This window comes from Bartonella sp. TT121SHDZB (genome assembly GCF_042193415.1).
In the GTDB taxonomy this organism is placed as follows: Bacteria; Pseudomonadota; Alphaproteobacteria; order Rhizobiales; family Rhizobiaceae; genus Bartonella.
On sequence record NZ_JBHILR010000004.1, the window covers coordinates 181,489 to 198,475 of the forward strand.

Here is a 16,987-nt window from a genome sequence, read left to right on the forward strand (position 1 = left end):
TTATAAACCTTTAATGCCTGGAAATAGGCATGTAGTGAAATTGCGAAATGTTCTTTTATGAAGAAAAAACATCCCTGCCGTATTCGTAAAAGAGCAGATTTTTTGGCTGTCCGTACAGGAGAAAAGCGACGTGGTCCTTTATTTTTACTTGAAGTTAAATCTCGTGAACAAACAGCAGAAAGAAAATCTTCTCTTGTTGCGCGTGTAGGCTTCACTGTTACCCGTAAAAACGGTAATGCTGTTAAACGTAATCGTATCAAAAGGCGCTTGCGTGAAGCTGTAAGAGTTGGTGTAGACCACATGGAAGCAGGAACGGACTATGTCATTGTAGCATATCGTGATGTGTTACATGCGCCTTTTACATCTCTGATCAGTGAATTAAATCGGCGAATAAAACCAAAAATAAAACAGCAGCAACGACAACAAGGGTGTGCGAATGGAATATAACCGCAATTTCTTCATCGCTATTGGCTTATCTTTCGTAGTGCTTATCGCATGGCAATTTCTTCATATTGCTCCCAAACAAGCAAAGTTACAAAAACAACAAGTTATCACACAGCAATTATCAAAACAGCAATCAGCCCTTTCTACTGACACGACGAATTTTTCTAACGATACCTCAACACACGAAGCAACATCGATCATTGAACCGCCAATGACTCCTGAAATCCGGAAGGCTGTATTGTCCACAACAAAACGTATTGCGATCAAAACCAATGAACTTGAAGGCTCTATTAATCTTGTTGGTGCACAATTTGATGACCTTCACCTCAAAAAATATCGTTTAACAGTCGATAAAAAGTCACCGGAAATCAATTTACTGAATCCCAAAGGCTTTAAAACAACCTATCTTGCTGAGTTTGGTTTTACCAGCGCATCTTTGCCAACAAAGGCTTTGCCACAATCTGATACACAATGGCAAATAGAAGGAAACAACACAACCCTGACCCCTTCAACACCCATCACTTTAATTTATAATAATGGGCAGGGACAAATCTTCCGCCGCACCCTTTCTGTTGATGATCATTACATGTTTACCATTGAGGATTCGATCAGCAATGAAAGCGATCAACCAATATATCTCTCGTCCTATGCCCGCGTTGCACGTGCAGCGCCACCAACAAATACAAATGCAACCTATTTGCTGCATGAGGGGATGATAGGAATTGCGGGAGATTCACTCAAAACTGAAAAATATAAAACCTTAGCAGAACTTGATCCAAATCCTGATAATGGGCAAAAGAGCATGACCTTTTCCAAAGTAACAGGAGGTTGGATTGGTATTACCGATAAATATTGGGCTGTTGCGGTTATTCCCCCGCAAGATAAAGAATATACGAGCCGCTTTATTTATTTTGATCGTTTGCAGACGCATTATCAGTCTGACTTGCTAGGAGCGCTTTTAACAATTGCTCCAAATGAAACAAAAACTGTTACAAATCGTCTTTTTGCTGGTGCAAAACAAGTTGAAATCATTAATGACTATCAAAATAACCTAAAAATCAAAAAGTTTGCTCTTTTAATTGATTGGGGCTGGTTTGATTTCATCACCAAACCAATGTTTGCCCTCATTGATATTCTTTATAAGCAAACAGGAAATTTTGGTATCGCCATCCTTCTTGTCACAGTGCTCTTAAAAACACTTCTTTTCCCTCTAGCCAATAAATCTTATAAATCTATGGCGCGTATGAAACTTATACAACCGCGGTTGCTAGAAATAAAAGAAAAATATCCCGATGACCGAACCAAACAGCAACAGGCAATAATAGATCTGTATAAAACTGAAAAAATTAATCCCCTTGCCGGTTGTTGGCCGATGTTGGTTCAATTTCCAATATTCTTTGCTCTTTATAAAGTTCTCTATATCACCATTGAAATGCGCCATGCACCTTTCTTTGGCTGGATTCAAGATTTAGCGGCACCTGATCCAACATCTCTTTTTAACTTGTTTGGTCTCTTGCCATACACAACACCAACATTTCTTATGATTGGTGCATGGCCTTTGATTATGGGAATAACGATGTTTTTACAAATGCGTATGAATCCCGCTCCTCAAGACCAAACTCAAGCGATAATCTTCACATGGATGCCTGTCATCTTTACTTTTATGCTCGCCTCTTTTCCTGTTGGTCTTGTCATCTATTGGGCATGGAACAATATACTATCAATAATCCAGCAAAGTATCATGATGACACGCCAAGGCATCAAAATTGAACTTTTTGATAATCTGAAATCCATGTGGAGAAAATCCCCAAAAAAAGAAGTGCATGAATGACGAGAGACTCTTCCCTTTCTGGAATTTTTTCTCGCAATTGGATTTTTATTCGTGGTGTACCAGCAATACACTTTCTTCCCCCTGAAGGACCACCAGAAATTGCATTTGCAGGACGTTCCAATGTTGGAAAATCATCTTTAATCAACGCGCTCGTCCAACAAAAAAGCTTAGCACGTACCTCAAACACACCAGGACGGACTCAAGAGCTTAATTATTTTGTACCCGACGGCTTCAGTGGGCAGCTAGGAGACCTTCCCCCTCTAGCATTAGTAGATATGCCTGGTTATGGTTTCGCTGCTGCTCCTAAAAATCTGGTTGATGCGTGGACAAATTTGATTTTTAGCTATTTACGGGGACGCACAACGCTAAAACGTGTGTATATCCTGATTGATTCACGCCACGGAATTAAAAATAATGATGAAGAGGTTCTTGCTCTTCTTGATAAAGCCGCTGTTTCTTATCAAATTGTTTTGACAAAAAGCGATAAAATCAAATCAAAAGCCTTAGAAAAATTAATTATGATCACACAAACAAAGCTTCTCAAGCGCCCAGCAGCTTACCCTGAGCTTCTTGTAACCTCTTCAGAAAAAGCTCTCGGTTTGGAAGAATTACGTGCTGCCATTTTGCAAACCATCGCATAAGAGAACAATTCCTAGTTATTAATAATTTATTAATTATAATTGCTAGCAGCTGCTAATAATCTTGTACTTCTAGTCAAGCATCTTTATAAAAATGATTACTTGAAAGAATTTTCTTCAACTCTATTTGATAATGTAAATTATGCTAACACTTTTTCACTCTCCCCTATCCACTGGTTCGCGCTTCATACGCCTCATTCTTGGAGAATATGGTGTAACGACTCAACTGATTGAAGAATATGAATGGGCTAGAAGACACGAATTTCTTGCCTTAAATCCTGCTGGTCATGTTCCTGTTTTTCTTGATGAACACGAAGTTCCATTATCAGGCCCCCTTGTTATCTGCGAATATTTAGACGAAACACATGGAAATTTACGACAAGACAATAAACTCTTTCCGGAAAATCCTTTAGATCGTGCGGAAGTACGCCGTCTCAACGACTGGTTCTTAAATAAATTTGAAAATGAAGCAACACGCCATATTGTACGAGAACGAATCCATAAACGTGAAATGCCACTCTCCATTGGCGGAGGTGCTCCCAATTCACAAATTTTACGCAATGCGCGTGCCAATATTTTACCCCATATGAACTATCTCAATTGGCTTTGTGCCTCTCGCGATAGCTTAGTCGGTTCTACCTTGTCCTATGCAGACCTAGCAGCCGCAGCTTCTATTTCTGTACTTGACTTTCTAGGAGAAATTGACTGGGAACAATCGCCTGCTGCCAAAGGCTGGTACATGCGGATTAAATCACGACCTTCTTTTCGTTCTCTTCTAACAGATCGCGTCCGCGGAATTGTTGCAAGTGCTCACTATGCTGATCTTGATTTTTAGTCTCCTTTCACAAACAAAAGTAAAAGCGACATTTGATCTAAAAGATACTTCTAGGTTTATGAATTTTTATGCAATGCATATAATATAATATAATACAATACAACAACGCATTGATAATCATATTGAACAGAAGATAAGACCCTACCATAACATTTTCTCATTTCAAGACCCTTATAATGCATCTAATGCATCAAAAAATCTCTTTCTTGTCATGTTCACAAAAAAGATCAGCCCAGGGATAAAAAATATTAAGAAAGGATTTTTAAATATAAACACTCTCGTAAAAAACAAGAACTGTAGCGCCATTGGAAGCAAAAATACTATGTCCATTCTCCCTAATATATGAAAAAATGCATATTATTTTCTCTATAATAAAAAAGCTCCATCATGCATTTTTACAAAATAACAATTTTTTCAACTAATTTCCCTAAAAGATAAAGAATGCGGTCAACTCCCGTATGTAAACAATCCAACTTCTTATTGATGCGCTGTTTCTTCCCTCTTTTATATAATTTATTTGTAAATAACATATTGATTTACAATGATAAATAATCTATTTTCTCGTTTGAAGCATGAACTTTAAATACTTTTCTCTCATCACTCTCCTTACATCTGAATCAATCAAAATCCTTTTTGTGCATCACAAATGGAATTAGCGTGCAAAAAAACATTAAAGAATAAGAATAAAAATGCCTATGAATCGTTTCAAACGCTAAGAGCTGTTGCAACATTGAAGGACAGCAAAGCATATGATGATGCTGATTTGCTCTTTTATGAAGCATACAGATCGTGGTGCAAAATAGATTTTATATTATTCATGAAGATTCTCTTATTATATCATTTACGAACACTATCATGAAATGAGTTCAGGAACATTGAGACATATCTCCTCAAGACAAACGCATAAATTGACAACATCAGCATATTTTGTTTAGGGAATTTTGTTTTACATGAAAAAGCCACCCCATTAAAGAAAGAACGAGAAAAACAACAGCATAAATTAAAGTGGGAAATTTTTTCCTAGAAAGATAAAGAACTGTTGGAAAGAAGATAAGAATTTGCCTATACTAGGCGCAATACAAGATCATAAGGAGACAAAAATGCGCCTTACAGTTGTTGGTGCAAATGGAAGAATGGGGCGTGAACTCATTACAGCAATCCGACATAGGAAAGATGTAGAGCTTTGTGCTGTTCTTGTACGCAAAGGCTCACCGTTTGTAGGAAAAGATGCCAGTGTATTAATTGATTCAGATCCTCTTGGGATTCGCATCACTGATGATCCCCAAAAGGCCTTTTCTAACACAGAAGGTATTTTAGATTTTTCACAACCACAAGCCAGTATACTTTATGCGAACTATGCTGCTCAAAAAAGTCTTGTCCATATTATTGGCACCACAGGATTTAGCAAAACAGAAGAAGAAAAAATTGCAGATTTTGCGAAATATACAACAATTGTCAAATCCGGAAATATGAGCCTTGGAATAAATCTTTTAGCCAACTTTGTAAAGAAAGCCGCTAAAGCATTAGAAGCCGATGATTTTGATATCGAAATTTATGAAATGCATCACGCTAACAAAATTGATGCTCCTTCTGGAACAGCTCTTCTTCTTGGGCAAGCCGCTGCTGAAGGTCGCAATGTTATGCTTAAAGATGTGTGTGTCAACGAACGCAATAGCTATACAGGGAAACGTGAAAAAGGCACCATTGGCTTTTCCTGTTCACGTGGTGGAACAGTTGTTGGCGAACACAGTGTCATTTTTGCGGGTTTTAATGAGCGCATTGTTCTTTCACATATAGCACAAGAACGCTCTATCTTTGCCAATGGCGCATTAAAAGCAGCCTTGTGGGCAAAAAATCATGAAAACGGTCTTTATTCAATGCTCGATGTTTTAGGATTGAACGATGAATTTTAAACAATCAATGTAACGTAGGAAAATCATAATGGGACGCATTCTTGTACTCATCCGTCATGGACAAAGCGAATGGAATCTCAAAAATCTTTTTACCGGTTGGAAAAACCCTGATTTAACAGAAAAAGGTCACGCAGAAGCGATTGCAGCAGGAAAAAAACTGAAAGAATCTGGTTTGAAGTTTGATATCGCTTATACGTCAGCCTTACAGCGTGCTCAAAAAACGGCTCAGCATATTTTAGAACAAATGGACCAATCAGATTTAGAAGTGATAAAAACCACCGCATTGAATGAACGTAATTATGGTGATCTTTCTGGTTTAAATAAAGATGAAGTGCGTCAACAATGGGGGCAAGAGCAAGTGCAAATGTGGCGTCGCTCCTATACGATTGCCCCCCCTAATGGAGAAAGCCTACGTGATACCGGTGCACGCATTTGGCCTTATTATCTTTATCATATCCAGCCTCATATTTTGCGCTCTCAAACTGTTTTGATCGCAGCGCATGGAAACTCTCTTCGTGCTCTTATTATGGTGCTTGAAGGTCTAACTGGTGAGGAAATTATATCTCAAGAATTAGCTACCGGCATTCCTATTATTTACACATTTAATCCTGATTCAACAATTTCATCAAAGACAATCATCACACCTTAAACTTTCAAAACCATGATATTTCCCGCACAAAAATTCAATTCTGTAATTTTATTAAAAAATAAATTCTATAATTTCATTGACAGAACTGCTTCACAAGCTTAATTCACAAACTTAGATGAATTATATGAGCCCAGATGGCGGAATTGGTAGACGCGCAGGTTTCAGGTACCTGTGCCGCAAGGCGTGGAGGTTCGAGTCCTCTTTTGGGCACCATGCTCTTTTTTATCCAAAATAAATTATTGATTTTCCATATGTTTTTTACTATGAGGGATACCTTAATAAAGTTAAGGGAATAGGATTTTTCAACCTATCTCTATAGGACGCCTCTTTTTTTGCAAACTTTCTCAAGAAGGTCTTTTAATTCTGCTAAGTTTTGTTGTGAAAAATTCTCTAAATTTCTAACAAGCATCCCAATGATAATGCATCTGAAGATTTTATTGTAAAACTCTTTCGACATGCATAGGCTTCTTTTCTTAACAATGAAGCCTTCTCTTGATCTAAAGCGTACAGCTCTATAACTTTATCTTCCAAGCCTACTGGAACAAATTTTTTGCTAATCTCTATAAAAGATAAAAGAGCTACAGACGCCTCTAATTTTAGCAATACCAGAGATGCTCAGAAAGAACTCTACGTTTTTTTAAAGATCTCTCTCATTACAATCATTCGACTTCAAAATAGATATTTCTTAAATATTAAAAAAACAATATCCTTTAAGATCATAGAAAAAATTTAATCTCCTAGCAAATATGGTTGAATCAAGAGAAATGCATCACAAGCATAAAATCTGATTATCATTATCTCTCCTCTTTCAACAAAGAGACTCTCCTTCAATGTGCTAATGTATTATATTCGACAGCCAACGTAATGATCTATTAGAGAAAAGATGTTCTTACACTCTATTATTTGTAATTCAACAAAATCTCCCATCACGGATTAAACTTCCAATCCCATTGGAAAATGGACATGAAACGGTGAAGCATAAAAGTTAAAAGAACATGAATCATACAGACTTTAACGAATAAAAAATTTCTTCCCTGAAATCACTTTTCAAAAAATTGGTTTGATAGGAAAATGAAAAATAATAGAGTGAAAATACATTCTATAAAAAATACCCCTACGCATTCTCTCTCGTAAAGAAAAGGCCCTTTAGTATAGACTCAAAATAGCCTACTATCAATGATAGATTGGAAAAGTTGGGTCTTTTTACAGCACCGTGAAGCGAAAAAACAAAAAAAACACAATGCTTTCTCACTCGTCAAAAGTTCGAAGCATTGTGCGGCTTTTACCGTTCTTTCTCGAATAATCCCTCGAGTGCTGCATCTCGTTCTTTAATCACTTTTTCTAACTCTGCAACAATCTTTTTATACAATTTCAAATGCTTCGAAAATGAATAAAAAAGCATAATGATTGCTATCTGAAAAAAACAACTAATAATTGTATTTATGAAAACAAACAGTATCATAAGAGCCATCATTTTTCTCTCTATTTTTGTGCTGAAAGAGCTTTATCTCGCTGCTGAAGAGTATCTTCTAATTGCCAAAGTGTTTTTTTCAATTTCTTCGTCAATCGTATGTGTAAAATTAAAACAATCGGAACAGCCATAAAACAACAGATCAAAATAAATAGGCTTAAAATACATATAAGCGTAAGAATATCGAACTCTCTGACCCCATCCAATACTTGAATAATGGCTTCATCGAATATCTGGATAACAGAGTCCACTGCCAAAGTGATAACAAACATGCAGAGGATTATTTTATAGTCCTTCGATGAAAACGCCATAGCTTCTTTAAACGCTAAAACTTTAGATTCTTTGTCAAAGGTTGAAGAGACTCCCGAAACTTTATTATCTGGATTTTGAAGTGTCTCATGCAGGAGATGTGTGTCTTGTATTGTCATATTAATCTCATTTTTTTCCTTCATTTTCGGAACCTGTTTCTCGTGCTTTTTCATACCTTTTCCATCTATCTCTTTCCGCTTTTTCACAGTTTCTGTTACACAAAAAACAAAGAGTCCCTATAACGATTGTAACGGATATGATAAGTATTATTGCAAATCCCACAATTCATTCCTTTTTCAATGAAAATCGTCGAAACGTCTCATGCATTTTTCTCCATTGCATCAATGAACAACTTTCTATTTTTTATCGAGATATTTTCCTCAAGTCCTGAAGCCTATTGTTTAAATCATCAATTTTATGATCAAGACTTTCAAGCTCTTTATTTAATTTATTAACATGTCCATGAAGGTTAGAAATCTCTTTTGAATAATATAATATTTGAGACTGATCTTTAAGCTTATTTGCTTTACCTAACCCTCGAAAGGCTTCTGTCCTTTTCTCAACATGCTCAAATATAGTAAAAGCCTTCTCGAGCCGCTCCCAAACTGCAACATTGCGTTCTAGAGTTGTTTGATATTTATAAGAAAGTTGTTTGTTATTCGGTACATTTTTTAGCAATACCAAATACACTCCCTGCAGTTCAAGAGCCATTCTATTCAAGTCTTCTATCGTCACCTTCAATATTTTCATTGTATCGTTCCATCCACGTTCCGCATTTGCTTTTTCAAACTGGACTGAATCCAAATTCTGAACAGCATCATCGCGTTCCTTAACGACTTGGGAACAAAATAATTTATCCATACCAGTATAGCCATGCGAGGTAGACAAAAGATATGGTAGCAAAAATATGATAAGCAATAAGCCTTCTCTAAACAGAACTTTTTTTGTAAACATTTTTCGATATTTCTCAGACACAATAACTTAAATAGACACATAAATTCATATCAAAAGATTCGTAATGAATTTTATTAAATATATTTTGAATAATCTACGATAAAAATAAAAAAGGAATAAATTGTACAACAATTAAACACAATACAAATAGAATAAAGCTATAAAAACTAATTTATTCAACAAAGTAGTCACGAAATTTTCTGTCTAGCTTTTATCTCTATAGGAGAAATTTATTCACTTTATCTATAACTTTAAAAGATTTTAATATGATATTATAAATACTTCAAAAAGTATATTTTGATTAATATCATACTAACAATGCTGACATAATGAATATACAAAACAGATATATACAATTAATAGTATATAAACTACTTTATAATATAGATTTGTTTATTTTATCAGTAGCATCAATAAAAAAGTTTGTGTTTTTACATAAATTCAAATTTATTAATTTTTTTATATTATATTTTATGCTGTATCTTTTGAATGATCTAAGACATTTTTGGCAATGTTTTTCCTGACACCATATTTGCCTTGATACATCGGACCACCCGCAGAAATGCTTAAACCTTGGCTGCTAGCTTGAGCATGCGCACTGTTGCTGATATCACTGGTGCTAATGCTTCCTGTGGTCAGGCTGTTTTTTCTGCCGGCGCAGTGCTAGCAATGATGCCTCCGGTCAGCGTTGTTTAATTTTTAACAATGATATTAAAGCCGCCATCACCAGCTTTGATGCCTGATTGCTCCACAACATTATGATAATCACTAGAGGATTTATCCTTGTTCAAGGAAATATTGGTTGTGGCTGTACCCTCCTTTTCTCGGCTATTATAACCAATGGCAACAGAGTTTTGCTTGCTGGAAGTTTGTCCCGTATCACTGCGGCTGGTAATGGCGAAATCACCACCAACCTCTATTTCTACACGCTCTCCAGTAACCACGGCGCCTGCCAGTGTGGTATTTCCCTGACTTATGGTGTGAACTGTGCCGGTGCCTATAATATGGCTGTTTTTGTGATGCACTTCCTCACTGGAACCTTTCCCTTGACTAAAAGCAGCACTGCCCGTTACCCGTGCCATAACCGGTGCCAACTCTCATTGAAGAACTTTTACTGCTGTTTTGTGTGCTTTGCGTGTTTTGCGCACTTTCAAAGGTGATATCACCACCTGCTTCCATGGTGATATTCCCGCTCTGTTCATCATTGCTTTGCATCGGTTTTGTGCCGGCAATAATATCGGCTCCAACACCATGGATACTGCCTTTGTGGGCTTGCATGTTGACAGCGCGTCCTGCTTCTATGCTATCTGTTACCGCTGTAGAGGTCTGAACAGAGGCTTCTGCCTTCTCTGTCTTAAAGCCCACGGTCACACTAGCAGAAACATCAGCAATATCACGAACAGATTGTTTAAGGTTTCCACCCTTCATCCCATTATAAAGACCTTTGCCTTTCTTATAAAGATCATAGCCTTTTAGACCAGCAATAAGACCATTGCCGATTTTGTGTTTTGTATCCCCATGACCAAAACGTTTGGCTGCATCCCTTACATCTTGTACACTCCAAGAATGCCCACATTGACAGAGCCTGTCACACCAGCAAAAGACTTTTCATGTGTCTCTTTGCCGTTAGAGGTATCATAGCTTTCCGATAGGGTGATATTATTGCCAGCATCAATGTTGACATCACTATCCGCCGAAACATTTGTCGCTTGTAAATTCACATCAAACTGCACATCTTTGCCCGCCTTAAAATTGGATGGCATATTGGTATTTTCCCATTGATCGCCCATATCTCTGGCGCTTGCAATTCCAACACCTACAGAAACACCGGTGCGATTCTTTTCAAACTGAAAGCCAAAGCCTGTACGTTCTTCCTTTGAGCTTGCCCTATGACTATTGCAACCAGGTGAAACATTGATATCATGGGCTGCCGAAACATCAATATTTTCCCCTGCAGTAAAATCAGAGCCAACCACGTTCACATCTTTTTTGGTGGCGGTTATGCTGATATTTTTCCCATTGAGAGAAGATCCTTGATATTCAAAACTTTCTTTATTTTGCACCCTTCCCTCACTCCCGTATATCGACACAAAGCCCTTGCCTGATCCCACACCAAAACCTGTTTCATGCTCCTCTGAATGGCTGCTATGGTGATCTGTCATGCCATCAATCGTCACACTTTCTCCGGTCACATGAATATCTTCATTTGCAAACATATGAGAAGCAGTGATTGTGGTCTCTTTGTCCGATTGTGTGATAATGTTGCCCGTTGCACCCAGAACAGAGGAGACCGTTGGTATGCGATTGAGAACTATCGGAAGATTCCTCATGTAAAAAGCCACTTGAAGACGATTGTGCTTGCTGATCCAAGTGTTCTTGGGCGCCTTTTATGACAATCTCTCCCCCAGAGTGAATGGTAATATCCGCTTGTTTCTGATCTCCTGGTGCTTTCTCTCCTGACGTTTCCTCTGCCTTACTGGCTATGAGCGTCGAGGCTACAACTTCCGTGTTGTTTCCTGAGTCAATGGCAATGCCTTTTTCTCCTGCTATACTTGAACCTACCACTTGGGTAGCTCCAAAAGTTTCATGATAGGATGAGCTTCCCTCAAAAAAAACCGCCATCTGTGTAGCTAGATATCTCACGGTGTGAGCTATCCTCTGCATTGTTGATGAGGATATCGTTGCTGGCTTTCAGCCCTACCTTGCCATCAGCCGCAACGGAACTGCCTATGATGCTAAGGTCATGCGGTTTCCCATCCTGCCCAGCAACAACAGTGGTATCACCCCCAGATTTTATCGAAGAATCCCGAGAAATAGACTCTTGCCTATCAACACTAAAGTCGCTGCTCTGAAAATGATAATCTCTTTCATCTTTTCTCACTCCTATTGTAATATCCCCTTGAACACCAAGTCCAATATTGCCCTTCGCATCTATATCGGAAGCAGAGACATGGATATCTTTCCCAGATATAACAGTGGTCTCTTTTCCAGAACTTAAATGAGAACCATTGTGTAAGGCAACATGAGAGGTTCGATCCCCGCAATGGTTATTGGCACTGTTGCATGTGGCATCAATCGAAACATTTTCTTTTGCTTGTAAGAGAAGTTTATCCGTTGCTTGCTCATCAGAGCCTAAAATATTCAAATCTTTTCCAGAAAAAAGTGTCGTTGAACCTCCAGAGTTGACCTCTGATTTATGATGCATGGTGGCATCACTGTGCTCGCTGTGGTAATGGGTTTCTGCTGAACTGATCGTCAAGTTGCCTTCTTCTGTAGCCATAGCAAGATCGCCCCCTGTGGTGATCCCCACCCCTGAAGCTGTGATATTTTGATTAGCAATCACGCTCGCATTGTCCCCAGCAGAAAGCGCCTCGGTATTTAAACGGTCTCCACGCTGTCAACCGTTGTGCACCCTGCATCCAAACGAATGTTGTTCTGTGCAAGTAAAACAGCATCGTTACCTGCCGCAAAATGCCCTCCTTGACTAAAAATATCCTCACCATGCACATGCAATTGGTGGTTTGCCGCAATGCGCCCTGAATTGATAATCATTGAATTGCTTGTATTTTGGCTGGTGATATTGACATAATCGCCCATGATCAAAGCCCCGGCAAAAACAAAGGAGGCTCTGTCTTTTTCGGGAATGTAAAGCACCAGTGCATAAACATCCATGCCCTTGACCTGTTGGCGCACATAAATCACCATCGGCGCTTCTAGGGACGCCAATTGTTCTTCACTTAAAGCCTCACCAAAGGGGAGATTATGGGCTTTTGCATATTCCGCCCCTACATCCAGCAAGGTTTTGACTTGAAACAGACACTTAGGCGACAAGTGTCAACAAAATCTTCGCCCTGTTGGGATATAAAATTCCAAATGCCTATACAATCAACATCTATAAAAACAAGACTTGTTTAAGAAAAATCCTTTCCCAAAAAGGTCTCACAAAAGGACAAGTGACTATTATTAAGCGTGAAGCTTTTCAAACACGGAACAAGCTCAAAAAACGTATAGTTTGTAGAAAACATGACTGAATTTACCATAATAATGGAATTTACAAAAAACAACACCCCCTTAACAGTATTCTTATTGAAACTGTTGTTCGGATACGCTCTACAGCATCGCCCCCTTAGTGATGGAGTAAAAAAGCCTCTACCCCTTTCAAGTAAAATAATATCAAATATATCAATACTTTAAAGAACTTGCCATAGCTCTTGCCTTTAGATAAAAATATTCAGGAATTACAGAATGTTGAAGAATGAATTAAAAATATCCTTGCCACTGTCTCCTATCATGACAGTTTTGCACATACGGCATTTATCATTATCGAAGATAGCTTTGCAATTGTCCCAATAAATGCCCAACAAGGAGGAAAACAAATCGATGAAGCACCCCGCCAAATTTTTAATACCAATATCTACAAAGGCTTTATAGAATAAACTTTAGGATAAATAACCTAAATTATTTCGAAGAAAATTAATTCCCCCACTTGCATCGATCAAACACTTATCTATGCAAAAGTAACAGGAAAATTTAAGAAAATGGGCTTTAAATATGCAGTGCGCAAACAAAAATTCCTCTCCTCCCTTGTGCCTTACAGAGAAAAGAAATTCTTGACTTAAGAGACAAAACTGCACGTGTTAGCATGTTACCACCGACACAAATTTAGAAACGGCTCTGTTAAATACACTCTCTCAAACAACGTGAATCTTGTGGTGAAAAAATAAAATGCTTCGTAAAATCATCACTTTCAATGCAAGTATACAGCTTATTCTAACAACAACTTTACTAAGTAATGTTGGAATATTTATGGTAGTTCCTTTTCTTGCAATTTACTTAAGTAAGTTTGATTCTCTTAGCACAACAGAAATTGGAATCATCATTGGTGTAGCTTTTTGGTGCCAAAGAGCTGGCTCTCTCTTAGGGGGAATACTCTCTGATTATTTCCATACAAAAAAAACTATGCTTTTAGGCTTAGTAATACGAATCCCAGTCTATCCGATTGTTGGTCTTACACATAATTTTTATCTCCTCCTTCTCTCTTGCGCCCTCATTGGCTTAGGAAACAGTATATATCTTCCTGCTGCAAAATCTTTTTTAGTAAAAAATGTCTCGATAGCTGAAAAAGTTGATGCTTTAGCAATAAGAACAATTTTTGCTAATATAGGCGTTGCCATAGGACCATTGATTGGGCTGCTGATTTTTAAAATTCTTCCTTCTTTGTTATTTAGTCTCGTTGGATTGATCTTTTTTTTGTTATTCCTCCTTAACTGTACTTTAAAAGAACGCGCTCATAACAACACATTGAATAAAATAAATTTTTCTGACTTTAAAAAATTGCTCACAAACAAAGCTATGCTTAACATTGCTTTTTTTATGTTTTTATTTACCTTTTTTTACATACAACTTGAAATCACCATACCCTTGTTCAGTGATCAAATTTTTGGAGGAAATACAGCTTCTTACGTTTTTGTCTTGAATGCCTTCATCGTGATCTTTTTTCAAATATCTATCTCAAGATGGTCCTGTAAAGAAAACTCTAAAATGCCTATACCGCTAGGCTTTGTTTTGTTTGGACTATCATTCACAATCTTCCACGCTCTTGATCATTCTTATTTTTATCTCTTCTTAGCGATAACCACTTTCTCCTTTGCCGAGATCATGATACAAATACGCCTTGACTATGATGCAACCAATATAAATGAACGCTTAATCGCTAGTTCATTTGGAATCATGAGCCTTTTTAGTGCTTTCGGAGGCATAGCAGGAAGTTACTTAGGCTCTTTATTATATAATCAAAAAGTTCTTGGATTTTCAATTTGGCAGATCCTGACTATTATCTCTATCAGTACAGCCTTTATTTCTTTACTCTTCCTCCAAAATCCAAGGAAAAAATAAATTGATGAAAAAGCATCTTGTATTCTTAGGTCCTCATCATGCTCATGATTGACTGAGTATATCTCAACGGCATCGAAATGACCATTTTAGACAAACCTGAAAATGGCTACTTTACCGCTTCTATGAATCTAGAATCCGTCTTTCTTTTTGATTATCATAACTGACCTTTTACAAAAAAGATCATCAGTACCATCCATAGTCACCATAAAATCGATGCAATCACAACCCTGACAGAAAAAACTCTTCTACTTACATCAGAGCTATCCAGATTTTAAAAGTTTAAAGTATGATCATAGGAAACAATGGAACGAATACAAAATAAATATGCAATGCATTTGTTGCTTTCTGATTAATGCAGAGTATTCCTTCAAATTTTCAAACATGCAAAATGAGTTGACGGCGAATATACTCATTGATAAACTCATCGAAATCAGCTTAACTGATGGCTTCATTTTGGAGGAAGAGGGGTTATACGCAAGGGGACCATCAGCGCTCTCAATCACATTTATCCCAATATCGCAGCTATCACAAATGCGTGTTCATTCTTAGAGCTCTGTAATTTATGGGCGAAATCAATGTTTTAAAGAATATCTGTAGAGAGCATGATCATGCAAAAGGTAGATTCCTATACAAACAGAATTCGGTATCATATCAAAAAACACAATAAAGTCAATAGGTTGATTGTAATTATTTTATATGAATCCACTTAGGAATCCACATTTTTATACGTGATTCATTTGACCATTTTTGATATAAGATTGCCATGTATGAATAGACCATAAAAAGCAAATCATGATGTAAATATTATAACGTATGTAAACGTTCAAATGAAATGAAAAGCAGTTATCATTCATAATAGTTCATAAATTTTATGATACGTTTTTATCACAGCACAAATCACATTGTTTAAAAATTTAGTCGTTTGGAATTATCGATTATACGTTTAAAGAATGGTATGAGTTTTGCTCTTTTTTGAGCGAAACCTTAAAAAGGAATAATCGTTTGAAACTGTCATAAGCTTATAGGTTTAATTTATAAAGATTGCATAAAAGGATTAAGGATAAGATCGCTTTTAAAACGCTTACTAAAAGTTAAAAAAACGATAAAGAGGTATTTTATATCTTATGAAATGAAAAGCCTTTTAATGAATAGATTGCAGACTAGTTTTTAAGAACGGAATTATTCGCTTCCACAAAAAAATGGAGGCGGCTAATACCACAGTAGTAAAATACTATTTTACCTTAGATATGCTACTAAAAAACGTTTTAAAAGTTACCATTTAAAAGTACAGAGCACAAATATAGAGCGATTAATTTGCAAAAAAGTTATGTTTAAAAGAAACTTATGAAAGCCTTTCTAAATACTGTTTAAACGTTTGAAACAGATGTTTATAACAGTTTCTAAAGCCTTGCGTTTGATAAAGGCGGTTGTTTATTGTCTTTATGAGAGCTTGTTTTAAAAGCCAACGTTTGCAACTGTAAAAAACGGATTTTGTTAAAGCTACCAAGTATTTTGATTTGTTTGATAGGTTTTGATTTTAGAATGTAAGTTATTTCAATTTACTCAACTCAATTTTAAAGTCAGTATATTGAAACGTTTTAAAAGAAGCATTTTGATCATGTGCTTTATTTCAAATGACCACCTCACAAAGGAGGAGTTATGATTAATACGTTTGATAGCCATAACAAGCGTTTTATAGGCGCTCTCATTCAAATGAGTGATTAAAGATCATATGCATCATTTACGTTTCTTTTGATAAGTTTTCATATCTCTCATAGAGCGCTTGCAATATGATACGTTTTGGATATATGCACTCATTACTCTATTTGGAATGATTCATAAGGATAGACATTTGAAAGCCGCGTCATATCACTTGGCACGGCTTTCTTTTATGGAACGCTTTCTTTTATGATATGTATATTAAGCATTATCTTATAATGCGTTTATAGCCATCAAGAAGGCACCCCTATGTCTATTTTTATTCTGTTTCCTCAACAATCTTGACAAGGTTATCGCTTTCATAAACCTCATAATTTATAGGAACTTCC

Annotated in this window: 9 protein-coding genes, 1 tRNA gene and 2 pseudogenes; 8 read left to right on the forward strand and 4 right to left on the reverse strand. The window is 36.8% G+C overall.

From position 1 onward, the window contains the following. Positions 1 to 57: 57 nt before the first annotated feature. From rnpA to ACFIKI_RS04175, 7 genes are all read left to right on the forward strand, one after another. Positions 58 to 447, forward strand: coding sequence for a ribonuclease P protein component (gene rnpA / locus ACFIKI_RS04145; RefSeq protein ID WP_375665795.1), 390 nt, complete (start codon positions 58 to 60; stop codon positions 445 to 447). Then, positions 437 to 2,275: a membrane protein insertase YidC gene (gene yidC / locus ACFIKI_RS04150; protein ID WP_375665797.1), complete on the forward strand. Its 1,839-nt coding sequence runs from the start codon at positions 437 to 439 to the stop codon at positions 2,273 to 2,275. The genes rnpA and yidC overlap by 11 nt, the downstream gene beginning before the upstream one ends. Then, positions 2,272 to 2,916: a ribosome biogenesis GTP-binding protein YihA/YsxC gene (gene yihA / locus ACFIKI_RS04155; RefSeq protein ID WP_375608503.1), complete on the forward strand. Its 645-nt coding sequence runs from the start codon at positions 2,272 to 2,274 to the stop codon at positions 2,914 to 2,916. The genes yidC and yihA overlap by 4 nt, the downstream gene beginning before the upstream one ends. Before the next feature lie 139 nt (positions 2,917 to 3,055). Continuing rightward, complete coding sequence (locus ACFIKI_RS04160; protein ID WP_375665798.1) at positions 3,056 to 3,748, forward strand: glutathione S-transferase family protein; 693 nt, start codon at positions 3,056 to 3,058, stop codon at positions 3,746 to 3,748. A gap of 1,100 nt (positions 3,749 to 4,848) precedes the next feature. After that, positions 4,849 to 5,661, forward strand: coding sequence for a 4-hydroxy-tetrahydrodipicolinate reductase (gene dapB, locus ACFIKI_RS04165; RefSeq protein ID WP_375665800.1), 813 nt, complete (start codon positions 4,849 to 4,851; stop codon positions 5,659 to 5,661). Positions 5,662 to 5,689: 28 nt separating this feature from the next. Beyond that, entirely contained in the window at positions 5,690 to 6,310 is a 621-nt protein-coding gene (locus ACFIKI_RS04170) for a 2,3-bisphosphoglycerate-dependent phosphoglycerate mutase (RefSeq protein WP_375665801.1), read from the forward strand. Between the two features lie 128 nt (positions 6,311 to 6,438). Then, positions 6,439 to 6,523 (forward strand) — tRNA-Leu (locus ACFIKI_RS04175). A 100-nt stretch (positions 6,524 to 6,623) separates the two neighbouring features. Here ACFIKI_RS04175 and ACFIKI_RS04180 read toward each other — a convergent pair. The 4 genes and pseudogenes from ACFIKI_RS04180 to ACFIKI_RS04195 form a co-directional block, all read right to left on the reverse strand. Beyond that, a pseudogene (locus tag ACFIKI_RS04180) lies at positions 6,624 to 6,907 on the reverse strand (XRE family transcriptional regulator); the annotation flags it as partial. Between the two features lie 885 nt (positions 6,908 to 7,792). Continuing rightward, positions 7,793 to 8,263, reverse strand: a complete 471-nt coding sequence (locus ACFIKI_RS04185; RefSeq protein ID WP_375665802.1) for a hypothetical protein — start codon at positions 8,261 to 8,263, stop codon at positions 7,793 to 7,795. A 190-nt stretch (positions 8,264 to 8,453) separates the two neighbouring features. Continuing rightward, the gene (locus ACFIKI_RS04190; RefSeq protein WP_375665803.1) at positions 8,454 to 8,951 is read right to left on the reverse strand and encodes a hypothetical protein; all 498 of its coding nucleotides are present in this window, start codon (positions 8,949 to 8,951) and stop codon (positions 8,454 to 8,456) included. Positions 8,952 to 9,527: 576 nt separating this feature from the next. Next, a pseudogene (locus tag ACFIKI_RS04195) lies at positions 9,528 to 12,854 on the reverse strand (hemagglutinin repeat-containing protein); the annotation flags it as partial. A gap of 915 nt (positions 12,855 to 13,769) precedes the next feature. On the opposite strand from ACFIKI_RS04195, the gene ACFIKI_RS04200 reads away from it, so the two are divergent. Further along, positions 13,770 to 14,939, forward strand: a complete 1,170-nt coding sequence (locus ACFIKI_RS04200) for an MFS transporter (protein WP_375665804.1) — start codon at positions 13,770 to 13,772, stop codon at positions 14,937 to 14,939. The last annotated feature ends 2,048 nt before the right edge of the window (positions 14,940 to 16,987 follow it).